This window comes from Dyella koreensis (assembly GCF_044904565.1).
Classification (GTDB): Bacteria; Pseudomonadota; Gammaproteobacteria; order Xanthomonadales; family Rhodanobacteraceae; genus Dyella_D; species Dyella_D koreensis.
Genome location: NZ_JADIKD010000006.1, coordinates 105,238 through 131,486, shown reverse-complemented (window position 1 = coordinate 131,486; position 26,249 = coordinate 105,238). Strand labels below are relative to the sequence as shown.

Sequence of the window (26,249 nt, the reverse complement as noted above, 5' to 3'; positions counted from 1 at the left end):
ATACCTCCCCTTTGAACTGCAGCCGCTTGGAGAGACTCGATGAAAGCCACCCTGTCAACGATGGTCCGTATGGCTTTGCTGTCCGCCTGTGTATTCGCCACCGCCGCAGGCGCGGAAGAAGCCAAGAAAGTGGAGTTCAACGCGGACACGCCGCAGATGGGCTTCAACAACTGGAACTCCACGCACTGCCGCGATGAATTCAACGAAGACATGATCCGCGGGGTGGCCGACAAGCTCATCAGCTCTGGCCTGCGCGACGCGGGCTATCGCCACATCAATCTCGACGACTGCTGGGCGGACTGGAAGCGCGACAAGAACGGCAACCTGCAACCCAACCTCAAGCGTTTTCCGCACGGCATCAAGGCGCTGGCCGACTATGTCCACGAGCGCGGCTTCGCCTTTGGCCTCTATTCCAGCGCGGGTACCAACACCTGCGAACCGCATCAGGCCAACCGCGGCTTTCCCGGCGGGCTCGGTCACGAGAAACAGGACGCGGCGTACTTCGCTTCCGTAGGCGCGGACTATCTGAAGTACGACAACTGCAATAACCAAAAAGTACCCGCCAAGGAACGCTACAAGGCCATGGGCGAAGCCCTGCGCGCTACCGGCAAGCCGATCTTCTACAGCCTGTGCGAATGGGGTGAGAACAAAGCGTGGCTGTGGGCCACCGACCCCGCCGTCGGCGCATCGTCATGGCGCACCACCGGCGACATCAGCGACAACTACGCCTCGATGCTGAAGATCTTCAAGGAGAACGTGGTTCTGGATGCGTACGCCGGTCCCGGCCACTGGAACGATCCGGACATGCTCGAAGTCGGCAATGGCGGCATGACGGATGTGGAATACCGCTCGCATTTCAGCCTGTGGTCGATCATGGCCGCGCCGCTGCTGATCGGCACCGATCTGCGCAAGATCAAGCCTGATGCGCTGGAGATCCTGCTCAACAAGGAAGTGATCGCGGTGGACCAGGATCCGCTGGGCGTGCAGGGCAAGCGCGTACGCGACACGAACGGCGTCCATGTGATCGTCAAACCACTCAAGGATGGCAGCCGCGCCGTTGCGGTGTTCAACGAAGCCGATGCTGCGCAGGACGTTGCGGTGAGCGCCAAGGAACTTGGCCTGCAGGCGTCGGCCAAGTACCGCATGCGCGATCTGTGGAAGCACAGCGATGCGCAAGGCGATGGCTCGATCAAGCTGCGCCTGGAGCCGCATGCGACCGTCATGTACCGCATCTCGGCGCAGTAACTCCGTACACAGGCTGCGATGCGAGGGGCATGGACGCCCCTCGCGCGATAGAGCTCAACGGTCAGGCTGAGTGGTGAACTCGTAAACCATCACATGACGATAGGTCTGCCCAGGTGCAAGTCGCGCCGAACCGAACGCCGGCTGGTTCGGCGTATCGGGATGGAACTGCGGCTCCAGCGCGAACGCATCGCCCTGGCGATAGGCATATCCACCGGTGCCGACACTGGTTCCATCCAGAAAATTGCCCGAATAAAACTGCAGGCCCGGCTTGGTCGACAGGAGCGTCATCACGCGGCCGGACAGGGGATCCTCAACTTTTGCGACCATGCGCGGCTCATGCGTCGCCGCCCGACCGATCACCCAGCTATGGTCATAGCCTCGACCGTATCGCAGTTGCAGGTCATCGCCGCGCCGGATGTCACGGCCGATCGGCTTGCCCTGCCGGAAATCGAAGGCGGTGCCGGTCACGTCGCGAATCTCGCCCGTCGGAATCTGCGTGTCGTTCACCGGCAAGTAGGCATCGGCGGGAATCGTGAGGAGCTGACGCATCGCGCTACCCGAACCTTCGCCAGCGAGATTCCAGTAAGCATGGTGGGTCAGGTTGACCACAGTCGACTTGTCGGTAGTTGCGCCGTACTCGATGCTGAGGCGGTTGCTATCGTCGAGGGTATAGGTCGCCGTCACCCTCAGTGTGCCGGGGTAACCCATATCGCCATCGGGACTCACGAGACTCAGGCCGACGCTGGACTTGCCGCTCTCCTGCCTCACTTCATCGATGATCCACACCACTTTGTCGAAACCGTGCGTACCGCCGTGCAGCGAGTTCGGCGGGTTGTTGATCGGCAACTGCCAGGCTTCACCGTCCAGGACAAAACGCCCCCGGGCGATACGGTTGGCGTAGCGGCCCACCGTGGCGCCGAAGTAGTGCAGGTTGCGCACATAGCCATCGAGCGAGGCATAGCCGAGCGTGATGTTTGCCAACGTGCCATCGCGGTCCGGCGCGGTCAGCGACTGCAAGGTGGCGCCGAGCGCAATGATCCGCGCGCACAGGCCATGACGGTTGCTCAGCGTCACCGCCTCGACGGGGGTGCCATCGGCAAGGGTGCCGAAGATCTCACGCCCGATGGCAGCGGCATCTGCCGTGACGCATCGCGTCATGGCGCATCGCCTTTCTTACCGCGGGAAGATCCAACATTTCTGGGCATTTTCATAAAGGACATTGCTAAAAAGAAACATGATGGGATGCCTGATCATGAGATCGGAAATTCTTGCTTTCGATATCCACCAAACGAAAGCGGCGCGAGCCATCGAAACGCGGTCCGCAGGATCTGGCAAGTTCCCAGTAAAGTACTTATAGTCCTTTTGTATGACAAATGCCCGGTTTGGCGAAGACGCACGCCGGGCGTGTCGCTCTCAGCATGCAGCATCACAAGGAAGCTCATTCCATGAGGAAGCCGACTACCGTTCGCAATCTGTACGGACACGTGATGCAAGAGATCGGTCAACGCATCGTGAGCGGCAAGGTGCGCCCAGGCGAGATCCTGCCACGTGAAGAAACGCTTGCCGAAAATCTGCAAGTCAGCCGCACTGCTTTGCGCGAAGCCATGAAGGTGCTTTCCGCCAAAGGACTGATCGAATCGCGCGCCGGCGTAGGCGCGCGCGTACTTGAAGAGCGCTTCTGGAATCAGCTCGACTCCGATGTATTGACCTGGCGCTGCGCGTCGATGCCCACCGACGATTTCGTCGACAAACTGGTGGAGATGCGCGAGATCATCGAACCCGCTGCAGCGGCTTCCGCCGCGCGCCGTCGCACGGCGGAACAGCTGGCCGATATCGAAACGGCCTATAAGGCGATGGATGCGGCGCAGACGCTCGATGCGTGGGCGGAAGCGGATCTGCAGTTCCACGATGCCGTGCTTCAAGCTACCGGCAACGAACTGATGTCGTCACTGTTCTCAGTGGTCGAGAGCGCCCTTGGTACGTTCTTCGTGCTATCCGCACGCACTGCGAGCAACTTCAAGTATTCGCTGCCGCATCACCAGAAGGTACTGGAGGCCATTCGCCGCAAGCAGCCGGAAGTCGCGCGCAAGGCCATGCTGGCCATGATCGCGGACTCCCAGTCGAACCTGCAGAACAATCGCAGCCGCGTGCGAAAGAAGGCGCACGCGTGACGACTCGCTTGATCGGCCTGGACTGGGGCACGACGCATCTGCGCGCTTATCGCTACGGCGAAGCGGGTGCCGTGCTTGAGCATCGGGCCTTGTCGTACGGCATCCGCCAGCTGCCTTCCGGTGGTTTCGCCCAGGCGTTCGATGAAGCCACCGCTGGCTGGCCCAACGCGCCAGTCATCACCTGTGGCATGGTCGGCAGCCGCAACGGCTGGCGCGAGACACCTTATCTGGATACGCCCGCCGATGTGTCCCGGCTCGCGCACGCGCTGACGCCGCTGTCGTTACCCGATGGACGCACGCTGCATCTGATCTCCGGCCTGCGCGATCCGGAGCGGCCGGATGTGATGCGCGGCGAGGAAACCCAGATCGTCGGCGTGCTGGCTCAGCATGCTGATATGCCGTGGAGCGGCACGCTGCTGCTGCCCGGCACGCATAGCAAGTGGGTGCGCATTACGGAAGGCGTGGTCACCGGCTTCGCCACCATGATGACCGGCGAGCTGTATAGCCTGCTGAGTCGCCACTCCATTCTAGGTGGCGCATCGGCGGAAGCCGCGCATGACGACACCGCTTTCCAGCAAGGCGTCCATGCCGCGCGTGACAGCGGCGCCGCGGGCGGGCTCTCCAATCTGTTTTCCGCGCGCGCACTGATGCTTGATGGCGCACTGACATCCGACGCTGTGCCTTCCTATCTCTCCGGCCTGTTGATTGGCGACGAGTTGCGCGCCGCCATCGCCGCCGGCTGGGCCGACGCGGCTTTGCCGGTGCAGATGGTGGGCTCGGCGGCACTGTGCCAGCGCTATGCCGATGCCGCTGGCGTGTTCGGCCTGCGTCTGCGCCCGGCACCGGAGAACACTACCGCGCAGGGCTTGTGGCAGGTCGCCACGGCGGCCGGCCTGATCGATCACGCATCCGCAAGAGTTCCTACGCCATGAACCAATGGCTGCAACCCCTTCCTCTCGTCGCCATCCTGCGCGGCCTGCATCCCGATCAGGCCGTGGAGATCGGCGGGGCGATTGTCGACGCCGGTTTTCGCATACTCGAAGTGCCGTTGAATTCGCCACGGCCGCTGGAAAGTATTCGCTTGCTTGCCGACGCCTTTGGCGATCGCTGCCTGGTTGGCGCCGGCACTGTGTTGTCGACGGCGAAGGTGCATGAAGTCGCCGAGGCCGGTGGCCGCCTGATCGTCATGCCGCATGCGGATACCGCGGTGATCGCCGAAGCCAAGCGCGCCGGCCTGTATTGCGTACCGGGTGTGTCGACGCCGACCGAAGCGTTCGCCGCGCTGCACGCCGGTGCGGATGCGTTGAAGATTTTCCCCGCCGAGGCGATTCCGCCGGCGGTCGTCAAAGCCTGGCGCGCCGTGCTGCCACCGGAGCTCGCCTTGCTCCCGGTCGGCGGTATCACGCCGGACAACATGGGCCCTTATGTCGCCGCCGGTGCGCGCGGTTTCGGCATCGGCTCTGCACTTTTCGCACCGGGCCGTAGCGTCGCCGATACAGCGGAACGCGCACGTGCTTTCGCTACCAGCTGGCAAGAACTCGCACATCCAGGAACGAGTGCATGAAGATCACGAGCATCAAAACCTTTCTGGTACCGCCGCGCTGGTGTTTTGTGCGCATCGAGACCGACAGCGGCATCGTCGGCTGGGGCGAACCCGTCGTGGAGGGCCGCGCGCAAACGGTAGCGGCGGCGGTCGATGAACTCTCCGACTACCTGATCGGCAAGGACCCGAGTCCGATCGAGGATCTGTGGAGCGTGATGTACCGCGGCGGTTTCTATCGCGGCGGCCCGATCCTGATGAGTGCCATCGCCGGCATCGACCAGGCGCTATGGGACATCAAGGGCAAACACCTCGGCGTGCCGACGCATGTGTTGCTCGGCGGCCCGGTGCGCGATCGCATCCGCGTGTACTCGTGGATCGGCGGCGACCGACCGGCGGACACCGCGAAGGCCGCACGCGAGGCGGTGGCGCGCGGCTTCACCGCGGTCAAGATGAATGGCACGGAGGAGATGCACTTCGTCGACTCCTACGACAAGGTCGAGCGCGTACTCGAAAACGTGCAGGCCGTGCGCGATGCGGTCGGCCCGCATATCGGCCTTGGCGTGGATTTCCACGGCCGCGTGCACAAGCCGATGGCCAAGGTGCTGATGCGCGAGCTGGCGCCGTACAAGCTGATGTTTATCGAGGAGCCGGTGCTGTCCGAACACCTCGAGGCGATTCCCGAGCTGGCGGCGATCTCGCCCGCGCCCATCGCGCTCGGCGAACGCATGTATTCGCGCTACGACTTCAAGCGCCTGTTGCAGACCGGCGGTGTCGACATCATCCAGCCCGACCCTTCGCACTCCGGCGGCATTACCGAGACGCGCAAGATCGCGGCGATGGCCGAAGCCTACGATGTGGCGCTGGCGCTGCACTGTCCGCTGGGCCCCATCGCGCTGGCCGCCAACCTGCAGATCGATGCGGTCTGCCACAACGCCTTCATCCAGGAACAGAGCCTGGGCATTCACTACAACGCTGCCAACGACCTGCTCGATTACGTCACCGACCGCAGCGTGTTCGCTTACCAGGATGGCTACGTGACCATTCCTGGTGGCCCGGGTCTTGGCGTCGAAGTCAACGAGGCGTATGTCGCCGAACGCGCCGCCGTCGGCCATCGCTGGCGCAACCCGCTGTGGCGCCACGCCGACGGCAGCGTGGCGGAGTGGTGAGGCGATGACCGTCTTTGCCAGCTATCCGAGCCTTGCCGACCGCAACGTGCTGATCACCGGCGGCGCCAGCGGCATCGGCGCGTCGCTTGTTGAGCACTTTGCGAAGCAGGGTGCGAGGGTTGGCTTTCTGGATCGCGACGATGCTTCCGCGCATGCCTTGATGGCGCAGCTTGGCGGCGTGGCGCATGCACCGGTGTACGAACACTGCGATATCACGGACCTCGATGCCTTGCAGGCTGCGATCAATACGCTGCGCGAGGCGACCGGACCGTTCTCGGTGCTGGTCAACAACGCGGCCAACGATGTGCGCCACTCGCTTGCCGATGCGGATGAGGCGCTGTTCGAGCGCAACATCGCGGTGAACTTGCGTCATCAGGTTTTCGCCACCCAGGCGGTGATCCCTGACATGCGCTCATTGGGCGGCGGCTCGATCATCTGCATGGGTTCCACCGGCTGGATGCAGAAGAACGCCGGCTATCCGCTTTACGCGATGGCCAAGGCGGGCATCCATGGTTTCGTCAACGGCATGGCGCGCGAGCTTGGTGCGCATCGCATCCGCATCAACTGTCTGGTGCCGGGCTGGGTGATTACCGAGAAACAGCGCCAGCTATGGCTGGATGCCGAAGGCGAAGCCTCGATCAAGCGCATGCAGTGCCTGCCGGGCTATCTCGACGCTTCGGATCTGGCGCGCGCCGCGCTGTTCCTTGCCGCCGACGACAGCCGCATGTGCACCGGGCAGGACTTCATCGTCGATGGTGGCTGGGTATGAGTCTGGCGGTTCGCGTTGCCCATGCGCATCCGCACCTCCTCGGCGAGGGTGTGCTGTGGGACGAGCGCGAACAGGCGGTGTACTGGACCGATATCGCCGGCAGCACGCTGTGGCGGCTGCACCCGGCGGATGGAAGCGTCACGCACTGGCGCATGCCCGAACGGCTGGCCTCGTTCGCGTTGTGCAAAGCCGAGGGATGGCTGCTGCTGGCACTCGCGTCGCAACTGGCGTTCTTCCAGCTTGATCAACAACGGCTGATACCGCTGCACGCGATCGAGCCCGGCCTATCCACGCGCGCCAACGATGGCGCCTGCGATCGCCAGGGCCGCTTCGTGTTCGGCACGTTGCACGAACCCGCGGTGGGCGCGAAACAGCCCGTTGGCGGCTTCTACCGACTGCATGCCGACCTGCGGCTGGAGAAGCTGCCGCTGCCCGGCGTGGCCATCAGCAACAGCATCGCTTTCAGTCCGGCCAGCGATCGCATGTATTTCTGCGATTCGCTGGCCCGCAAGATTCTCTGCTGCGACTACGGCGACCGGCTCGGTGAGCCGCGCGTGTTCGTCGATCTCGATGGGATCGCCGGTGAGCCCGATGGCTCGGCGGTCGACGCGGAGGGTGCGCTATGGAATGCGCAATGGGGCATGCACCGCGTGGTGCGCTACCTGCCCGACGGTACGGAAGATCTGGTGCTCGACCTGCCGGCCCGCCAGCCGACGCGTCCGGCCTTTGGTGGCCCCGACTTGAAAACGCTTTACGTCACCAGCGCGCGTGACGGCCTTACCGCGACCCAACTTGCCGACGACCCTCATGCCGGTGCGCTGTTCGCCCTGGCCGCCCCTGTGGCGGGCCTGCGCGAACCACGCTTTGCCGGTTCACCGCCTCACCACGGATAGCCGGACACGGGAGGCCACGCGGCCGATCCGTCCTCAGCGAACGCAGGAATCCATCCATGAATACTGTTACTCCGACGACCGCCGCCCCATCCTCCGCCGTGCCGATACCGGCGGCGGCCTCGCGCGCCACCGCCGTATTCACCTGCATCCTCGCCGCGCTCGCCGGCCTGATGTTTGGCCTGGATATCGGCGTGATCTCCGGCGCCAGCCAGTTCATCCAGAAGGAATTCCAGATCACCGATCACATGATCGAGTGGATCGTGAGCAGCATGATGCTCGGCGCGGCAATCGGCGCGCTCGGTGCCAGTTGGATGTCCGCCGCGCTGGGCCGTAAGCGCTCGCTGATTCTCGGCGCAGTACTGTTCGTGCTCGGCTCGCTGCTGTGCGGCTGGGCCTGGTCGCCGGAAGCCCTGATCGCCGCACGCCTGATCCTGGGCCTGGCCATCGGCATCGCCACCTTCACCGCGCCGCTGTATCTGGCCGAAGTAGCGCCGGAACATATCCGCGGCGCGATGATCTCGCTGTACCAGCTGATGATCACCATCGGCATCCTGGTCGCGTTCCTCTCCGACACTGCCTTCAGCTACACCGGTAGCTGGCGCTGGATGCTCGGCGTCATCGCGATTCCCGGCGCGCTGTTCCTGCTCGGTGTGTTCTTCCTGCCCGACAGCCCGCGCTGGCTGATGATGCGCGGCCGCGAACGTGACGCGCATGACGTGCTGATCCGCCTGCGCGGCGATGAGAGCGTGGCGCATCGCGAAATGACCGACATCGCTGAGCAACTGAAGACGCCCCAGCGCGGCTGGCACCTGTTTCTCGAGAATTCCAACTTCCGCCGTTCGGTAGGCCTGGGCGTACTGCTGCAACTCATGCAGCAGTTCACCGGCATGAACGTAGTGATGTACTACGCGCCGCGCATCTTCGAGAACATGGGTTACGACACCCACGCGCAGCTGTGGTTTACCGCCATCGTGGGTCTCACCAATGTGCTCGCCACCTTCATCGCCATCGGCCTGGTCGACCGCCTGGGCCGCAAGCCGATTCTGTACATCGGCTTCGTAGTGATGGCGCTGGGCCTGGGCGTCGTCGGCGCGATGATGCACCTGGGCATCACCTCGCACGTCGAGCAGTTGTTCACCGTCGCCATGCTTCTGGTCTTCATTGTCGGCTTCGCCATGTCCGCCGGTCCGCTGGTGTGGACCCTGTGCTCGGAAGTGCAGCCGCTGAAAGGCCGCGACTTCGGCATCGGCTGCTCCACCTTCACCAACTGGATCGCCAACATGATCGTCGGCGCCACCTTCCTCAGCCTGCTGCACGGCATCGGCAACGCCGCCACCTTCTGGCTCTACGCCGGCCTCAACCTGGTGTTCATTGTGCTGACGTACTGGCTGGTGCCGGAGACCAAGGGTGTGACGCTGGAGCAGATCGAGAGCAAGCTGATGGCGGGCAAGCGGTTGCGCGAAATCGGTCGCTGAGCGAACAGGAAACGGTTCCAGGAGCCTGTTCACAGGCTTCTGGGATTCGTAAGACGGTTCTTTTAAGAGCCTCCCGCGGCACACAAACCCGTTGCTGGACTGAATGGCGCTTGCTTGTTGGGGGCTCGAGGCATGGGCTACACTTTACTTGTACTTAAACATGTACAAGTAGGAAAGCTGGCCATGCGCACCATCAATTTCAGCGATGCCCGGAGCAACCTCAAAGAGGTGCTCGACAACGTGGCATCGGATCATGCCATCACCCTCATCAAGCGTCGTGACGCCGAAGATGCCGTGGTGATGTCGGTGAGCGACTACAACTCCATCCAGGAAACCCTGTATCTGTTTGGTAACCCGGCCAACGCAGAGCGCCTGCACACCGCGATGGCTGAGGCCGAGGCGTCACTGCCGACCGGTGCGCGAATCCTGGGGCCAGCGGGCAACGCAAGCATGCCCACCGTAAAGATCGCCAAGAAAAGCGGCCCGCGGAAAGCGATGATGGTGCAGGAGAGCAAGAGTCGCGCGGATAGCTACAAAGTCCCTCGCCCACCCAAGACGGCAACAACCAAGCCGCGCGGGAGGAAAGGCGCGTAAATGGCGATTCAAAAGGAAAGGGATGACCTTTGGTGGATGGGCCAAAGCTGGGAGGACTACCTCTACTGGCAAGCCAACGACCCCAAGAAAATCGAAACCATCAATCACCTGATTGCAGACATACGACGAAATCCTTGGGCAGGCCTGGGCAAACCCGAACCGCTCAAGGCCAATTGGGCAGGATGGTGGTCACGCCGCATCACCATCGAACATCGCCTGGTCTACCGGCTGTTCGACATGGATAAGCCAAGCAAGGGACAGGCGAAGCCAGGGAAGATCACCGTGATCCAGATCGCTCAGGCTCGCTTTCACTACGAGAAGAAATAAGCCGACGAAGTATCGAGGCACTATGGCGGCAAGAGCGAATACCAGCCCGTGAAGAACGACTAACGTTCCCGACGAACGGGATACGCCACTTAGCTGCGCTTCTTGTTGTGCTCTTCTCCAGCCCCAGCCACTTCAGCCTTCACCGCATCCGTATGCTGCCCCAGCATCGGCGCTGCAAACGGCTTCGGCCCTGGCGTCCGTCCGAACTTGATCGACTGCGCGACGCCGTGATACTGGCCCACGGTGGGGTGTTCCAGGGTGTCGACGATGCCTTCGGCCAGCACCTGCGGATGCTCGAACATGTCCTCGATACGGCGGGCGGCGGCGCAGGGCACTTCGTCGCCGAACAGGCTTTCCCAATCCATCGCGCTGCGCGCAGCGAGTGCATCATGCAGCTTCGGCAGGATCTCTGCCGCGTGTTCTGCGCGCTTGCGCACGCTGTCGTAGCGCTCATCGGCGGCCAACGCCTGCAAGCCGGTCTTCTCGCACAACGCGCGCCAAAAATGGGGCGTGTTGGCGGAGATATAGATATAGCCGTCCAGGGTGGGATGGATGCCGGTGACGCCGCCTGAGCGCATATCGCGCCCGATATCCAGCGACTCGCCATCGGCCCAGATCAACCGCGCCGACTGCATGGTCAACGCACTGCGCAGCAGCGACACGCCTACGAACTGCCCCAGCCCGCTGCGCTCGCGCTCGAACAGCGCGGACGACACGCCGGCCGCGAGCAAAGCCGCGGTGTAGTAATCCACGACCGAGCCATAGATGATTTCCGGCGGACCACCGCGCTTGCCTTGCAGCGCGCACATGCCGGTCATGGTCTGCAGCACCTGGTCATAGCCGGCCTTGTCCTTCATCGGTCCGGTCTCGCCATAACCCGTCACCGCGCAATAGATCAGACGCGGATTGATCACACTCAGCGAATCGAAATCGATTCCCAGCCGCTTGGGCACGCTTGGCCGGAAGTTATGCACCAGCACATCCGCCTCACGTACCAGCCTGAGCAGCGTCGCGTGATCGCTGGCGTTCTTCAGATCCAGCACCATCCCGCGCTTGCTGCGATTCACCCCGAGAAACGCACGACTCTCGCTAGGCAGCGTCGACGGATACTGCCGCAGATTATCCCCGCCCGGCGGCTCGATCTTGACCACATCCGCGCCCTGATCCGCCAGCAACGTGCACCCATAAGGCCCTGCGATATAGGCACTCAGATCAAGCACGCGGATGCCATCCAGCGGCCCCCGCGAAACCGGCGTCACCGCCGCATCAGGTGGAATGCTTTCCATACGCCGTGCTTCCGCAGAACTCCAAAACCCAAAGCCTGCACAACTTTGCGCCGAGGCCCCGTAAAGAAACAGCCGGACTTCATATATTCACCCGACACAAACCCTTGCGTCATCGAAGCACCCGGGCCCTTACCCCAGCCCTCCATCCCACAGGGACTACCTAGGGGTCGCCAAAGGGAGAGGAAGCAACGGCGTCATCAGGCGCCAACGACATCCACGTCAACCGCCAAACCCCATCCTTTCGCCCACCAGCACAGTAGTAAGGCTCAAACACCAACGGCTGCCGATACCCCAGCTTCAACACAATCCGAGGCACATCCCCCGACAGAACCTCCAGCCATCCCGACTCCGGCCCATCCGGTACCAACAAGGTCTCCTCCACCTTGAACCCATCGATCAACCCGGTGGCATACACCAACGGCCCCCGCGTCACCGCCAGATAGTCAAAGCGCAACACTTGCTGCCGTACCGGCTCGCCATCGGGCGCCCGCGACTCCTGCACATTGCGATTCATCGCGCGATGCGTGCGGGCTACCATCGGAAAGCGCAGCACGATCTCGTCGCCATCGCGCCATACCCGCTCGATTACCGCGTAAGCCCCGGGCGTCGCCTCGACACCTTCGCCATCCACCTCGATGGAAGCATCGACGGCCCATGAGGGCACGCGCAATCGCAAAGCAAAGCGTGCCTCGTGTTCGACGGTGAGCTTCAGGCGCACCTCACCCTCGAACGGATACGCCGTGCGCTGCTCAAGCACCACCTTGCCCGCCACCGGCAACACGAACTCCGCCGCGCCCGCGCCGTACAGATGCACCGCAATGCCGTCCTCGGTGCGTGAGTAGGCGACGCCGGGCAACTCCTCAAGCGCCATCGCGCCACTCGACTTGCAGCAACGCCAGTACGTCGTGTACACACGGCGCCCGTTGGGAAACACGTAGTAGCACCAGTCCTCGCCGTTCGGCGCCTGCGCGCCGAGCAGATCGTTGTAGGCGGTGCGTTCGATTTCTTCGGCGTACTTTGCTTCGCCACTGATCGCCAGCAATTCGCGGTTGAGCTGTATCCATGCAAGGCTGGAGCAGGTTTCCACATAACCGTGGGGACTGAACACGCCGGCCGGGTTGAATACTTCGCGTGAGCGATGCGCCACGCCGCCCCACGGGCCACCACCCAGCGTCAGATGATGATCGCGGATGCTGTGCCACATCCGGTCCAGCACGCGCCGGTAGGTGGCGTCGCCGGTTACGCGATACAGCTTGGCGAGGCCGACCAGATTCCAGGCGAGCTGATACGCCTTGCCAGTCGCGATCTCCGATGCGTCGGCACCGGCTTCCGCACGTTGCAGCAGCGCAAGCGCTGGATTGCGATCAGCCTGTCCGAGCACATGCAGGGCGAGATCCAGATAGCGCTGCTCGCCGGTGGCGAGATACAGCTCCGTCATCGGGTCCATCAACACCGTGGCGGACATGCCGTGATGATTGCCGAGTTCGGTGATGTCGATGCCGTCATCGATCAACGTGTGCCAGCACAGATCGCCGATGCGACGAGCCGTGTCGAGATAGCGCGGCTCGGGAAAGTGTCGATGCACCTCGAGCAAGCCGAGCACCAGATAGGCATGCGTCCAGATATCCCAGGTGCGCACGCTTGGCTCGCCATTCCAGCTCAACGGCTTCGGCGGCTGCCTGCGCATGAAGCGGCGCTCGGGCGCATAAGTGCCGAGATAGCCGTCGGCCTCCTGCACGCCGACCAGGAAATCGGCAACACGACGCAAGCACCCAAGCAGATCGGCATCTCCCGTGCGCGCGGTGGCCTTGGCGGCGGCGTACAGCCATTTGCCCCCGTGCTCGCCGTACCAGTCGCCTTCCACATTTTTGGCGCGGCGTTCCGGAGCGAAGATCTCAATGGCAGGGCTGTGCTCATCAACGATGAAGTGCGAGAGACGGCCGCGCGCGTTCGCGTCCAGCGCTTCGCCCAGCAGGCCGCCGAGTCGCACCTTGAGCGAGGTCCATGTGTCGTTTGCGATGCTCATGCAATCAACCCGCATCGACCACGCAACGGAAGCCGACGCTGCCGGAGCGGTCCTTGCACGGCGCCATCAGCAACAGCTTGCCGTGCTGATCCAGGCGATAGGCCTGCGGGAAATACCAGTGCGATGTCTGCGGCTGATACGCGCTGCCGCCACGAAGAATGGCTGCGCGCGTGTGTTCGTCGAGATACTCATCGGTCCATTGCCACACATTGCCGACCAGATCGAGCACACCGAACGGGCTGGCGCCTGCAGGATGCGCATCCACATCGTCCGGCGCGCGCAGACGGCGGCCACGGTTTGGCACAGGCACCGCGTCATCGCGCCACGCATTGCCCCAGGGATAGCGCCGGCCATCGGCGCCCTGCGCGACGTACTGCCATTCCCACTCGCGCGGCAGGCGCTTGCCGGCCCATTGCGCGTAGGCACGTGCGTCCTCCAGCGAGACCCAGGTCACCGGCTTGTTGTCCCATCCCTGTGGTGGCGCGCCGTTCTGCCAGTGGCGCAGATAGTTGTGCGTATCGTGCGGGCGATAACCGCTGGCCTCGACGAATTGCCGATACTGCGCGTTGGTCACCGGCGTGCGGTCGATATGGAAGGCTGCCATGTGCATGCGATGGCGATGGTTGCGCCGCGCGCTGTTCTCCCATGGATACTGCACGTCCACGCCTTCCCAGGTCTGGCCCTCGATCGCGACACCGCCGACCACGAAATCGAAATCGCCGGCGGGGATCGTCACCATGCCTTCCGGCGCCGCAACGGCTGGCTTGGTTGCTTCAATCTCCACCAGTTGCTGTGGAATCGCCTTCCACTGCCGCGACAGGCTGTGCAGCGGCGTGGCCGCCAGAGCGCGCATGCGGGTGAGAAACGCGTCCAGCCCGTCGCACGAAGCGCCGGAGTCCAGCGCGAGCAAGGCGCCGAAGCCGCTGCCTTCCAGTGTCAACTCAAAGCACGCCTTCCCCTGCGCCAGACGCGGCTCGATCACCGTGCCGTTCCACACATCGAAATAGCGCGCGCCCTCAACATGCGGCAAGGCGATCTGCTCACCGCTCACCTCGTGCTCGTTGCGGTTCACCATCGTCACCAGGGCGATACCCTCGTGCGGGAAATGGCTGGCGAACACGCCGGCCTGCAAGGTGTGCAGGTAGGGGCGCCAATCGCGACTGACCATGCACGGTGCAAACATGCGCTCGATCGCCGCGATGCGGCGCAGGCTTTCGGCATCGCGCGGGGTGAGCTGGTTCCAGATGCCCCACACGTTTTCCCAGGCGTTGTAACCGATGCCGTTGAAGAAGATGTATTGCAGGTCGTGGTTGCGGTCGCGGCCCCAGCGGTTCTCGTAGTTGATCATGTGGCGCGGTTCCAGCCACTTGAACTTCGCCACCGGCGGCACCGGCTCGTTCGGTGCCTTCTTGCCCCAGCTCTGCACGTTCCAGATCAGCGCTTCCTCCGCGCTGATGGTGGATTCGGGTTGCAGCACCACGGGGTGCCCCAGCGCGTCGCAGGCATCGAAGAAGGCACGCGGCACGCCGTTGTAGGTATCGCCATTGATACCGTCCGCACCCACCGCCTTGACCAGCTCGGCGATGGCCTGCCAATCGCTCTGGCCCTGCTCGCGCGTGCCGTTGTCCCACGGCATGGTGGGCAGGAATACACGCACGCCGCGGCGATGAAAATCTGCCACTGCGCCGCGCAGGCCCTCAATGCCGCCGGGCAGGTCGCGGGCGAGATCGAATTGATTGCGGTCATCGATGCCGATGTTCGGGTACACGTACCACAGAAGCACGCTGTCGATACCGCCAAAGCGCTGTTCCAGATCGTCCAGATAGCGGTCCACCGTGTAGCGGCCCGCCTGCGGATCGTAGAAGTAGCGGTCCTCCACCATCATCTGTGCATGCACGAAGTTGCGCTGCGCCCATTGCAGCTCGGGCCGCCGATAGTTGGCGTCGTTGTAGCCGATGCGGGTGAGGTGTTCGCGACGCCAGTCGGTCAGCTCGGCGATCCAGTCGTCGAGAGTGCCGTCGACGTCCATCTTCCAGTGACCGATCTCGGCGAACGGCCAGCCTGGCGCCTTGCCCGGCGTGGGCAGGTAGCGGCCGGTGGTGACGTGGGAGAACTTGTATTCGGTCTTCACCGGCGGCCGGAGGTCGCTGGCCTGCTCGTCATCGGGCGGATCGTTGCGCTGGGTCATGCGTTGGACTCTTGGAACATCGAAATCAGGCGAAGCCGCTATATGCGGCGAGCTCAAAGATGGAAGCGTCCGCCTGCTCGGCGAGCAAACGCTCCACCTCGTCATACGTGGGCACGCCGGTCTGCGCACCCAGCTGGGTGCAGGCTAGCGCAGATGCGGCGCTGGCGCGGCGCAAGGCTGCGGCGAACGGCAGGCCGCGACTCAGCGCAGCCACCAGGGTGCCGCAGAAGGTATCGCCGGCACCGGTGGTATCCAGCGCCGCGATAGTGAAGGCGGGTTGCAACAGCTGCTGGCCATCCATACGGGCGCAACAGCCGCGCGCGCCAAGCGTCACCACCACACGGGGGACATCGAGCGCATCGAGCGCGGCGGCGATATCGCCCTCGATACCAGTAAGCGCAGTGAGTTCGCCTTCGTTGACGATCAGCAGATCGCAATGCGCCAGCAAACTTTTTGGGAGCGTTTGCGCAGGCGCCGCATTGAGCACCACGGCGACATCAGCCGCGCGTGCAGCGCGGGCCCAGGCTTCCACACTAGGCAACGGCGTTTCCAGTTGCAGCAGCAGATGTGTCACGCCGGTGAGCGAAGGCAGATGCTCCGGCCGCAGCGCGCCATTGGCGCCCGGGGCGACGGTGATGGCGTTCTCCGCACTATCGGAGAGACAGACGAAAGCCACTCCGGTGGGCTGCCCCGCGCGCACGATATCGAGCGTTACGCCCGCATCGCGCAATGAGGCTTCAAGTGGCGCAGCGAAAGCGTCGTCGCCCAGCGCCACCAGCATGCTCGTCGCCGCGCCGCCGGCACGCGCACAGGCCACGGCCTGATTCGCGCCTTTGCCGCCAGGGAATGTATCGAAATCGCGCCCCAGCACGGTTTCACCGGGCTCAGGCACATGCGCTGCGCGCACCACGAAATCGAGATTGGCCGAGCCGGCCACCAGCACGCTGCCTTGGGATGCCGTCATCACGGTTGCAAAGCCTGATACACGAGGTTGTAGAAGGGCCGACTGATGCGCGGCAGATCCTTGCCACCATCTTCGCGCGGCACATGCTGCAGCAACAGGATGGCCACCAGATGCTCCTTCGGATCGATGGTGTAGGTCGTCGACGCCGCACCGCTCCAGCCGTACTGCCCCACCGAACCCAGCTGACCGCGCCGGACCGGATCCAGCACCACATAGCCGCCTATGCCGAAACCTTCCGCATCGCTGAACTGAGTGACAGGCGGATGCAGCATGGTGAGCTGGTTGCGCATCATCAGCGCCACCGTCTCGCGCTTGAGCAGGCTCTGGCCGTCCAGCGAGCCGCCATTGAGCAGCATCTGCGCGAAGCGCGCGTAGTCAGCTGCGGTGGAATACAAGCCGCCGGCGCCACTGGTGTACGCGTTGAGCGGTACGCCGGGATGGCGTGCGCTTTCCGTGGACGCGAGCGCCAGCTTGCCGTCCTTGCCCATGATGGTGAGATCCACCACGCGCCCGCGCTCCGCCGTCGGCACACTGAAACCCGTGTCGCGCATATGCAGGGGCGTGAAGATGCGCTGCTGCAGGAAGCTCTCGAAGGATTGCCCGGAAGCGACCTCCACCACGCGCGCCAGCAGTTCCAGCGAGGCACCGTCGTAGCCGAAGCGCGTATCCGGATCCGCGGCCAGCGGCACACGGCTCATGCGCGCGGCGAAGTCGCGCAGATCGGAGGCGCCATGTGGATCAACACGCTCCATCAGCTTCACCGCCTGCTCGTCGCCCTTCAGGCCAGCGGGATAACCCGCGGTATGAGTCAGCAACGCATGCAGGGTCGGCACTTTGGTGGCTGCACGAAGCTGAGGCGCCTCGGCAGTGCCGCCGGCCAGCACCTGCGGAGCCGCAAAGCCAGGCAGGTAACGCGACAGCGGGTCATCCAATGAGAGCTTGCCTTCCTCCACCAGCATCATCACCGCGACGGACGTGATGGTCTTGGTCATCGAATAGATGCGGAAGATCGCGTCCTTGTGCATCGGCACGCGACGCGCGAGATCGCTATAGCCATAGGCCTGCCAGTCGACGACGTTGCCGTTGCGCATCAGCAGGGTGACGCCACCGAGATAACTGTTGGCGTCCGTAGCCTTCCGCATGTACTCGTGCAATCGCTGCAAGCGTTCCGACGGAATGCCCTGCGAAGCTTTCGGTGACGACGCCGAGGCGGTGTGCGGCAGGGCAGCGCACAGCAGCAAGGCCACCAAAATCATGGACCCATGCAGCTTTTTGCGGACTTCGCTCATCAAAGTTTCCCTGCGATGGCCGCGACGCCTGTGTCGCGGCCATCGGTACAGCGCGCCAGTTCAAAAGAGCGTGGTCAGAAAGTGATGGTGTAGGTCAGCGAGGTCACGCGGCCGCGGCCAGCCCAATAGTTCTGATAGCCCGCTAGCTGCGACCAGCTGAGGATGTACTGCTTGTCGGTCAGGTTCTCCACGCCGAGCGAGAGCTTGCCGTAGCGCTGCAGGTCGTAGTTCACACCCAGGTCCCACAAGGTGTAGCCATGAGTCTGCTCGCTGTAGCTGAACTTGGCGCCGTCGTAGGCACGCGTGTCGCTGCCGGACACATGGCGGCCGAACAGCGAGGTGAAGCCCAGCGTGGCATCCGCCTGCGGCAGGAATTTCCAGGTCAGCGCGCCAGCCAGCTTGTCCGGGTTGATGTCGAGCACGCCCAGCGGCTTGTTCATACCGCCCGAGCCGTAGCGGCCAGCCGGATCGGCCGACCAGAACGAGGTCTTGCCGGCGATGTGCGAGTATAGGCCGGTGACCTTCCACTCTGGATTGAAGCGCCACTCACCGGTCAGCTCGGTGCCTTCGATGCGTACCGGTGCACGCGATAGGATGAAGTCGCTGGTGTGCGGGTCGATCGCCAGCGACGCGCCAAACGGCGACTTCGAGACATAATGCGTCGCACCGAACGCGCCCTGCTCCCCACGCCAGTTAAAGCCCGCCTCGTAGTTCTTGAAGATGATCGCGTTGAGGTCGCGGATCCGCGACACCGACTGCCCCGGCACGTTGATATTGCGCAGCGGGATGCCGATGTTGGGCAGGGTGAAGCCCTCGCTGTACGAGGTGAATACCGACCACTCGTCGTTGACGCGCCAGATCGCGCCGAGGTTCTTCAGCCCTTCCTTGTACTTCAAGCCGCCGCCCTGCACGAACACGCGGTTCCGGTAGTAGGTGGTGGTGTAGCTGTTGACGTCGAGCTTGTCGTCCTCACGGCGATAGCCACCGCTCAGCGTGACCGGGCCGATATCCCATGAGAGCTGCGCATACGGCGCCACGCTCTTGTAGTTCATCGGCGGCACCCACAGACGGTTGGTCAGCGCCAGCCGCTGTTGCGCCTGATCCTTCACGAAGTCGATACCGGTATGCAGTTCCAGCCCGGTGATGTTGAAGATATCCGGGCGCGTCCACGAGGTACGGATACCCTTCTTGTGCGCCACGATTTCCGACTGGTCGTACAAAGTATTGAGCGGCGCGATCAGCGGATCCTGCTTGTCCTCGGTGTTCTCCGGCAGGTAGCGCATGGACTGGTCGGCCTTGTAGATGTTGATGTCCAGGAAGCCACCGAAGAACTTTTCGTTGGTGTATTGCAGGTTGTATTGCTTGAAGTCGTTGAAGGCGTCCTTCGAACCGAAGATATGTCCCTTCTCCGAGGTATTGGTGCGCGGCACCGCGCACGGCGGCGTATCGGTGGGGCCGCGGCAGCCGAGCACCTGGATGTATTCGCCCTTGCCGGCGATGCGGAACTTGCTGAAGGAGAACTGCAGGCGCTGCTCGTTGTTCTCGCCGAAGTTGACGCCGGCCTTGATGAACACGTTCTTTGAGGTGGAATCAGACAGCGAGCCGCTGGTGTTCAAGCCGATGCGGCGACCGTTGCCGTCGTAGGTGATGCCGCGGTCGATATACGAACCGGCCAAGAGCACATCGTAGTTGTCCTGCTTGCGCGCGAACGTGGCGCCGACTTTCCAGCTGCCGCTGTCACTGTAGCCCTGGGTCTGGTAGCGCGTGGTGAGGGTGGTTTCGTTACCCTCCTTGGTCGGTACCTTGGAGATGTAGTTGATGATGCCACCTGCCGCGCCGATGCCTTCCGACGCGGAAGGACCGTTGATCACCTCCACGCGGCCGACGATGCCCATGTCGGTGAAGGTGCCATTGCGCGTACCTTCGCGCAGCGGCGAACCCTGCGGCACACCGTCGAACAGGCGCAGCGGAATGCGGCCGCGCAGCGTCTCGCCGGTATTGCTCATCGCCTGCGAGGATTCGGCATAGCCCGGCACTGAACGCGCCAGCACCGCTGTTGCATCCTCGGTCACCAGCAGCGTGTGCTGGATTTCTTCTTTCGACACCACCGTGATCGCACCGGGAATCTCGTCCACCGCCTTCGGGCTGCGCGTACCGGTAACGATCACCTGCTGCAGATTGACGGCGCTCTTATCCTTGTCCGTCTTCTTCGCATCCTTGCTGGTGTCATTGCTGTTGGCGGGCGTGGCGTCCTGCGCCTGCGCGTGGCTGCCGATCACGGAGAGCAGCAGGATGCTGCTGATCGCTGCGGTGAGTGGTTTGATCATGTCGCTTCTCATTGTTCTGCTGATCGCTTCGGTCCAACGCGTAGCTGGACCATGCATCGCATGCGATGCACCAGGGACGGTATGCGGCGTCTTGGACTGGCGACGCCTCCCCCAGCGTCCCGACGGCCCTAATGTGCGAGCGAGCCTATGCGCTTCGCTCTCGGCATAGAACCGATGCGGACTATGTTCAGAGGCTAGTTTTTGTTGCTTACGAAGGAAGCAAAAGTATGCGGCGTTGCAGCATCATCTACACACCACTGCTTTTGTAGGAGCGCACCCTGTGCGCGAGAGGGACGCGTTAGCGGCCCTGCCTTGCAGGGCTTTCATTCGGGGCATCCATGCCCCTCACCCTACGGGCGACTGACGTCGTGCAAACCGGCTTCATGCCGGTTTGTCGCGCACAGGGTGCGCTCCTACATGCACGGCTTTCTTGCTCTCCTGCAGCAACACCGTCACCAGGCGTACGCGCACGCTTGAACGCGACCACACGATGCCGATGCGGCGCGGCACGGCGGGGTTCGGCAGCGGAATGCGCGTGAGTTGCAAACCCTCCGGCCACGGTTGCGCCCAATCCGGCACCAGCGATACACCGAGCCCGCGATCCACCATCACTGCAATTGCGTTGAGCGCATTGAGTTCGAAACGCTCGCGCGGAACGATGTCGTTCGCACGCAGATAATCATCCGCCTGCCGCCCACCCCACTGATTGCGGTCGTAGCGGATCAGCGGCTGCGTCGCCAGCAACTCATGTGGATCGCGCCCCGCCATGCTCTTCGGCGCCAGCACAATCAGCGGCTCTTCGCGCAGCAACAGCCATTCGCAGGTCTTGGGCAACGGAAACGGCGCCTGCAACACCACCGCCGCGTCCAGATCTCCCGCCTCCACCGCGCGATACAGATCCACCGAGTATCCCGGCTTGATAAACACGTTGATCTGCGGAAACGCATCCACCATCCGTGCCAGCACATCCGGCAACATCCCCGCCAGCGCCGTCGGACACGCTCCCAACCGCAACTCCCCCGACACCGCGCTATCGTTGGCGACACTGCGCAAATCCGCCACCGCGCGCAGCATCTCCCGCGCCCGCTCCAGAATCCGCGACCCCTGCTCCGTCACGCTGACTGTGCGCCCGACCCGGGCGATCAACGTCGCCCCCAACTCACGCTCCAGCGTCCGCAGCTGCTGCGCCACCGCCGCCGGCGTCACATTCAACACCCGCGCCGCCGCCGCCATCGACCCCTGATCCACCACAGTCACAAACGTATTCAGAAATTGCGTTTCCACGGCAGCTCACTCGCGCTAAAAGATAACTACCAAACAGGTAGACCGGTGCTCGAACCATGGAAGAGTGGTATCGGGGCGTCAAGGGCCGAAAAATGGAAGACCACTACTACGCGCATATGAGTTGCCCCCCCGTAATCAACCCCGATTTTTTCTTGGAGTCGGGTTCGTTAACAGGCAATAGCAGATGTGTTCATTTGTATATGTTTGTAACGAGCGTTGCTATTTCTGTCGTATTTGTATGTTTTACAGCCTCCCCACGGTTTTCATCTCCACACATACGGCGCAATGTTCGCCTACGTTCTTCAGTGCTGCCGCACCGTTGAACTCCGATGATGCCTCTCCTGACTATAGAGGCTGACCATTGCTGTAGGAGATTTTAAATGAAAAGAGTCACATCATTCCGTGCTTCCCTGATTGGAGTGCTTGGCATTTTCTTGATGTCCGTGGATGCTGCGCAAGCGGCGGAACAGAAGCAAGAAGTCTCGAATATCTCGCCCTATATCGTTGGCGGCCATGACGTGCGCGACGATGCCTATCCATTCATGGTGACATTGCAGGGATCGGCTGATAGTGCCCTGCACGGCCATAGATGCGGTGGCTCACTGATAGATCAGCAAACCATACTCACGGCAGCTCACTGTGTGGTGCATTTGGGGAGTATTTTGCCCCCTGAGCGGCTTTCAGTGATTGTTGGAAGGACGGTATTGACCAATGAAAATCAAGGGATGCGGATGGGCATATCGAAGATATTCGTGCACCCACGCTATCTGGACGATCAGGGTTACGATGTCGCTGTGCTGCGTCTGAAAAACAAAATCCTAGGTTATGGAGCTATTGCCCTGGCGGTGCCAGGCAGCGATGTGCTGGAAGTGCCCGGGACGCCACTCACGGTTATCGGATGGGGTCATACCCGACATGCTTCTCCGCGGGGTACTGACCGACTGCAGGAAGTGGAGGTACCCGCCGTGGCCTATGACGAATGTCTTGCCGCCTATTCGGACACCGAGCTGATGTCTGGCAATAGAGAGGTGGATCTATGTGCCGGCTCCGAGGGATTCGATAGCTGTCAAAAGGATTCGGGAGGCCCCCTGTTCAAAGCTGTCGGGGATAAACGGCAATTGGTACAGGTAGGCGTGGTCAGCCGTGGCAGAGGGTGCGCGGCCAAGGGGCGGCCGGGTATTTATGTAAGGTTGCGCAGCATTGAAGTTCACGACTTCATTAGAGACCCCGAGCGCTTTCAGTCGTCGCTACTGAACTGAAAGTTGCCAAAAAATTCTGCCCATCATCCTTCTTATCCTCGATCTGATGCCCATGATGGTCACATTTGGCATCAGATCGGCGATGACCACATTTGATTGGCTTCTGCAAAAGCGCACTACTTCGACGGTGCTCTCGAATAAATAGTGAGCCCCTCCAGCGACCGCTTAGGCGCCGGAAACAAAAGACTCGCCAAGTACCCAATAACAATGCAAAGCAAAATCGAAATCGCCAGATAGAAGTACGGATGCACCAGATGGAACGACCAGGCAATCAACGTCAACACAATGCTCGACCCGATCCCGATCGCCACCCCCGGCGAATTCGCCCGCCGCGTAAACATCCCCAACGTATACGCCCCGGCAAAACCGCCACCCAGCAAGCCAGCCAGCTCAATCGACACATCAAACAGCGAATGGATATCAAAGCGTGACAGCAATAGCGCCGTGGCGATACCCACCAAGCCCACCACCACCGTCATGATCTCCGCCATCAATACACTCTTCTTGGGCGACGAGTGCTTCGCCAGCTTCTCGTAGAAGTCCACCGAGATCAGCGTGGCCACGCTGTTCATGATGCCGGATAACGTCGCCATCGCCGCCGCGAAGATGCCGGCGATGATCAAACCGGTGACTCCCATCGGCAACTCCGCCGCAATGAACAGCGGGAACGTCGCGTCGATCGGCAACAGTGGATTCATACGCTCCGGGTTCGCCTTGTAGAACACGAACAACGCGGTGCCGATCAGGTAGAACACGAAGCCGCCGGGAATCATGATCGCCGCGAACATCCAGATCGAACGGCCGGCCTCCCTGTCGGATTCGGTGGACAGCGTGCGCTGCATCAGCACCTGGTCCTTCGGAAACGTCAGCACCACGTCAAACAGCACCAGGAACACAAAGCCCCACACCGTGGCCTTGGTCAGGTCGAAGCTGAAGTCGAGCAGGTGCATCTTGTGGTCGGCCGTGGCGGTATGCATGAACTCGCCGAGGCCGCCATGCAGGTGCCAGACGATGAATCCGATCACGAACAGCGCGCCGCCCATCTTCACGATCACCTGCACGAAATCGGTCCAGATCACCGCTTTCATACCGCCCATGGCGGTGTAGATGATGGTGAACACGCCCATCAGCACCACGCTCAAGGTCACGCTGATGCCGGTGATGGTGGCGATGGCGAGCGCAGGCAGGAACAGGATCACGCTCATGCGGCTGCCGATCTGGGTGACGATGCACAGCGCGCTCGCCAGCATGCGGATCGCCGGATGAAAGCGTGTTTCCAGATACGAGAACACCGACATCAGATCCAGCCGGCGCAGCAACGGCACGATCCACACCGCGACGAAAGCCAATCCCAGCACCGCGATCAGGTTATTGGTGAGGTACTGCCAGTTGCTTTCGAACGCCTTGGCTGGAATCGCGATGAAGCTGATCGAGCTGGTATTGGCCGCATACAGGCTGACACCCGCGGCCCAGAACGGAATGCTGCGGCCGCCGACGAAGAAGTTCGCGGTGGAGTTGCGCTTCTCGCGGATATAGAAATACAGGCCAATGCCGAACATGCTCGCCAGGTAGACCAGGATCACGATCCAGTCCAGCCACCTCAGCAACAGCTTGCCGGATTGCAGCTGCGCCGTGCTCACCGCGTAGTGCGCACCATCCGGTTGTGCCCATAGCAGGCCGTCCGGCCATGCGGCGACCAGCGCGTTGCCGGCGATGGTGGCGCCGGGCAGGACCGCCCAGGAACCGGTGATGCCGTGATACGTCATCGGCCGCACGCCCTCGGCGCCGCGCACCAGATAGAGCAGATGCGCCTGCCCCAACGCGCGGCCGCTGCCTGGCACGATCTCGCCGGGCACGGCACCCGCATCGGCCCAGCCCTTGAGTGCAGACCAACGCAGCAAACGTTCAGCGCCACTCGCTTCGACGGTGACGAATAGATTCTGATTTCGCACCACCAGCGTCCGCGCGGGCGCTCCGCCCGGCCAGGCCGGCACGGCCTGCCAGCCCGCGCGCAGGTCGACGGGATTCGCCTGCCAGACACGCGGCTTGCCATCGGCAGCCATGCCGGCAACGAACAGCGCATCAGTGGAGATGGCGCCGCGTGCATCCGTGATGGGTTCGGGTAGCGGCGGCAGCGTGTTCGCGTCGAGGCGGTCGTCGCGCAGGTGTAGCTCCGCGAATGCGCTGCGTCCTTCGGCGGACCACAGCAGATAGGCGCGCGCGCCATCCTGGATCACGCTGATGTTTCCGGCTGGCACAGCCGCCGGCCAGGCCAGCGCAATCCACGCCTTGCCCGCATTATCGAGCCGCCACGCGTGACCCGCCGCGACCGCCACGGTCAGCCCGTCGATCACCGCCAGACCGGCGAGCGGTTGCGCGCTTTCCAGCGGCGGCAGGCTTACGCTGCGCAGCGGCGTGAGGCTTTCGGCGTGCAGCGGAAGCGCCAGCACAAGCCAGGCAAGGCAGAACAGATACAGGCGGAACACGCGCGGCCAAACCTCTCGATGCTGATGCGGAACTCGCTTCCGCACGGAATCCCTCGGCGGCGTCACGACTTGTGCGCTGCCGCAAGCAACGCCTGCGCGCGTTTCAGGAACGGCAGGTCGATCATCTTGCCATCGACCATGAAGGCACCGCGACCCTGATTGGCTGGCGCCTGGGCGGCTTCGACGATACGCCGCGCGGTATCGAGCTCGTGCTCCGACACCGCAAAGGCCGCATTCGCCAGCGCCACCTGTCTGGGATGCACGCAACTCTTGCCGAGATAACCCAGCCGGCGCGCCATCGCTGCCTCCTCGCGGAAACCCTCCTCGTCAGCGATATCCGCGTATGCGCCGTCGAGCACGAACACATCAGCCTGCGCCGCCGCCATGCGTACGGCGAACAGAATGGCGTGCAGATTGGCGCGATCGTGCCGATCGATGCCGTGCGGCTCGAACATATCCGCCAAGCCCAGCTGCAGACCCGCCACGCGCGGATGCGCGCCGGCAATCGCCGCGGCATGCGCCAGCGCGCGCGGGGTTTCGATATTCACCAGCAGGCGCGTGCGCCGCTGCAGACCATGCGTCGCTTCAGCAAGCGCGATGACATCCACCGCGGCACGCACTTCCGCCGCGGACTCCACCTTGGGCAGATTGAGCAGGGCCACACCTTCGCCCATCACCTCGTTCACGTCGTCGGCAAAGTACGGCGTGGACGGCGCATTGGTGCGCACGATCATCACCTTGGGCGACTGCAGTGCGGCATCCGTGGCGAGAAAGCTCGCTATCGCCGTGCGCGCGGCGCCTTTCAGGTGCAGGGGTACGGCGTCTTCGAGGTCGAACGACAAGGCATCGGCATCGCCCGCCAAGGCCTTCGCGAACAACTCCGGCCGCGCGCCTGGCACGAACAGTTTGCTACGCATGGGCTACGGGCAGCTGGATGGTCATGCACCGTAGTGTGCT

21 protein-coding genes are annotated in these 26,249 nt (G+C 62.9%); 11 read left to right on the top strand and 10 right to left on the bottom strand.

The window, feature by feature from the left end:
- Nucleotides 1-39: 39 nt before the first annotated feature.
- Nucleotides 40-1,245 (top strand): alpha-galactosidase, encoded by a 1,206-nt coding sequence (locus tag ISS97_RS02520; protein ID WP_379984779.1) that lies wholly within the window; start codon nucleotides 40-42, stop codon nucleotides 1,243-1,245.
- Between the two features lie 54 nt (nucleotides 1,246-1,299).
- On the opposite strand, the gene ISS97_RS02515 is transcribed toward ISS97_RS02520, so the two are convergent.
- A complete protein-coding gene (locus ISS97_RS02515) occupies nucleotides 1,300-2,403 on the bottom strand; it encodes an aldose epimerase family protein (protein ID WP_379984778.1) in 1,104 nt (367 codons plus the stop codon).
- Between the two features lie 287 nt (nucleotides 2,404-2,690).
- On the opposite strand from ISS97_RS02515, the gene ISS97_RS02510 reads away from it, so the two are divergent.
- The 9 genes from ISS97_RS02510 to ISS97_RS02470 all read left to right on the top strand — a co-directional run bounded on the left by ISS97_RS02510 (nucleotide 2,691) and on the right by ISS97_RS02470 (nucleotide 10,183).
- Complete coding sequence (locus ISS97_RS02510; RefSeq protein WP_379984777.1) at nucleotides 2,691-3,416, top strand: FadR/GntR family transcriptional regulator; 726 nt, start codon at nucleotides 2,691-2,693, stop codon at nucleotides 3,414-3,416.
- Nucleotides 3,413-4,348, top strand: a complete 936-nt coding sequence (locus ISS97_RS02505) for a 2-dehydro-3-deoxygalactonokinase (protein WP_379984776.1) — start codon at nucleotides 3,413-3,415, stop codon at nucleotides 4,346-4,348. Before ISS97_RS02510 ends, ISS97_RS02505 begins: the two co-directional genes overlap by 4 nt.
- On the top strand, nucleotides 4,345-4,980 hold the full coding sequence (locus tag ISS97_RS02500) for a 2-dehydro-3-deoxy-6-phosphogalactonate aldolase (protein WP_379984775.1): 636 nt from the start codon (nucleotides 4,345-4,347) through the stop codon (nucleotides 4,978-4,980). The genes ISS97_RS02505 and ISS97_RS02500 overlap by 4 nt, the downstream gene beginning before the upstream one ends.
- Nucleotides 4,977-6,125 (top strand): galactonate dehydratase, encoded by a 1,149-nt coding sequence (gene dgoD / locus ISS97_RS02495; protein ID WP_379984774.1) that lies wholly within the window; start codon nucleotides 4,977-4,979, stop codon nucleotides 6,123-6,125. The genes ISS97_RS02500 and dgoD overlap by 4 nt, the downstream gene beginning before the upstream one ends.
- Nucleotides 6,126-6,129: 4 nt before the next feature.
- Nucleotides 6,130-6,894, top strand: coding sequence for an SDR family NAD(P)-dependent oxidoreductase (locus ISS97_RS02490; RefSeq protein WP_379984773.1), 765 nt, complete (start codon nucleotides 6,130-6,132; stop codon nucleotides 6,892-6,894).
- 50 nt (nucleotides 6,895-6,944) lie between these two features.
- Nucleotides 6,945-7,787 carry an SMP-30/gluconolactonase/LRE family protein gene (locus ISS97_RS02485; RefSeq protein ID WP_379985005.1) on the top strand — a complete coding sequence of 281 codons (843 nt, stop codon included), beginning with the start codon at nucleotides 6,945-6,947 and terminating at the stop codon, nucleotides 7,785-7,787.
- Nucleotides 7,788-7,843: 56 nt separating this feature from the next.
- Complete coding sequence (locus ISS97_RS02480; RefSeq protein ID WP_379984771.1) at nucleotides 7,844-9,262, top strand: sugar porter family MFS transporter; 1,419 nt, start codon at nucleotides 7,844-7,846, stop codon at nucleotides 9,260-9,262.
- 183 nt (nucleotides 9,263-9,445) lie between these two features.
- Entirely contained in the window at nucleotides 9,446-9,856 is a 411-nt protein-coding gene (locus ISS97_RS02475) for a type II toxin-antitoxin system Phd/YefM family antitoxin (protein ID WP_379984770.1), read from the top strand.
- Nucleotides 9,857-10,183: a Txe/YoeB family addiction module toxin gene (locus ISS97_RS02470; RefSeq protein ID WP_379984769.1), complete on the top strand. Its 327-nt coding sequence runs from the start codon at nucleotides 9,857-9,859 to the stop codon at nucleotides 10,181-10,183.
- Between the two features lie 89 nt (nucleotides 10,184-10,272).
- Here the strand turns inward: ISS97_RS02470 and ISS97_RS02465 are convergent, their stop codons facing one another.
- From ISS97_RS02465 to ISS97_RS02435, 7 genes are all read right to left on the bottom strand, one after another.
- Nucleotides 10,273-11,469: a CaiB/BaiF CoA transferase family protein gene (locus tag ISS97_RS02465; protein ID WP_379984768.1), complete on the bottom strand. Its 1,197-nt coding sequence runs from the start codon at nucleotides 11,467-11,469 to the stop codon at nucleotides 10,273-10,275.
- Between the two features lie 160 nt (nucleotides 11,470-11,629).
- Complete coding sequence (locus tag ISS97_RS02460) at nucleotides 11,630-13,495, bottom strand: glycoside hydrolase family 127 protein (RefSeq protein ID WP_379984767.1); 1,866 nt, start codon at nucleotides 13,493-13,495, stop codon at nucleotides 11,630-11,632.
- A 4-nt stretch (nucleotides 13,496-13,499) separates the two neighbouring features.
- Nucleotides 13,500-15,683, bottom strand: coding sequence for a formylglycine-generating enzyme family protein (locus ISS97_RS02455; RefSeq protein WP_379984766.1), 2,184 nt, complete (start codon nucleotides 15,681-15,683; stop codon nucleotides 13,500-13,502).
- Between the two features lie 25 nt (nucleotides 15,684-15,708).
- Nucleotides 15,709-16,647, bottom strand: coding sequence for a ribokinase (locus ISS97_RS02450; RefSeq protein ID WP_379984765.1), 939 nt, complete (start codon nucleotides 16,645-16,647; stop codon nucleotides 15,709-15,711).
- Nucleotides 16,647-17,936, bottom strand: a complete 1,290-nt coding sequence (locus ISS97_RS02445) for a serine hydrolase domain-containing protein (protein ID WP_379984764.1) — start codon at nucleotides 17,934-17,936, stop codon at nucleotides 16,647-16,649. Before ISS97_RS02445 ends, ISS97_RS02450 begins: the two co-directional genes overlap by 1 nt.
- A gap of 74 nt (nucleotides 17,937-18,010) precedes the next feature.
- Nucleotides 18,011-20,263, bottom strand: a complete 2,253-nt coding sequence (locus ISS97_RS02440; protein WP_379984763.1) for a TonB-dependent receptor — start codon at nucleotides 20,261-20,263, stop codon at nucleotides 18,011-18,013.
- A gap of 381 nt (nucleotides 20,264-20,644) precedes the next feature.
- Nucleotides 20,645-21,547, bottom strand: coding sequence for a LysR substrate-binding domain-containing protein (locus tag ISS97_RS02435; protein WP_379984762.1), 903 nt, complete (start codon nucleotides 21,545-21,547; stop codon nucleotides 20,645-20,647).
- 380 nt (nucleotides 21,548-21,927) lie between these two features.
- Between ISS97_RS02435 and ISS97_RS02430 the strand changes: the two genes are divergently transcribed.
- Nucleotides 21,928-22,806, top strand: coding sequence for a S1 family peptidase (locus ISS97_RS02430; RefSeq protein ID WP_379984761.1), 879 nt, complete (start codon nucleotides 21,928-21,930; stop codon nucleotides 22,804-22,806).
- Between the two features lie 116 nt (nucleotides 22,807-22,922).
- Here the strand turns inward: ISS97_RS02430 and ISS97_RS02425 are convergent, their stop codons facing one another.
- Complete coding sequence (locus ISS97_RS02425) at nucleotides 22,923-25,337, bottom strand: sodium:solute symporter (RefSeq protein WP_379984760.1); 2,415 nt, start codon at nucleotides 25,335-25,337, stop codon at nucleotides 22,923-22,925.
- Nucleotides 25,338-25,354: 17 nt separating this feature from the next.
- Nucleotides 25,355-26,209, bottom strand: coding sequence for an HpcH/HpaI aldolase/citrate lyase family protein (locus tag ISS97_RS02420; protein WP_379984759.1), 855 nt, complete (start codon nucleotides 26,207-26,209; stop codon nucleotides 25,355-25,357).
- Nucleotides 26,210-26,249: the final 40 nt, after the last annotated feature.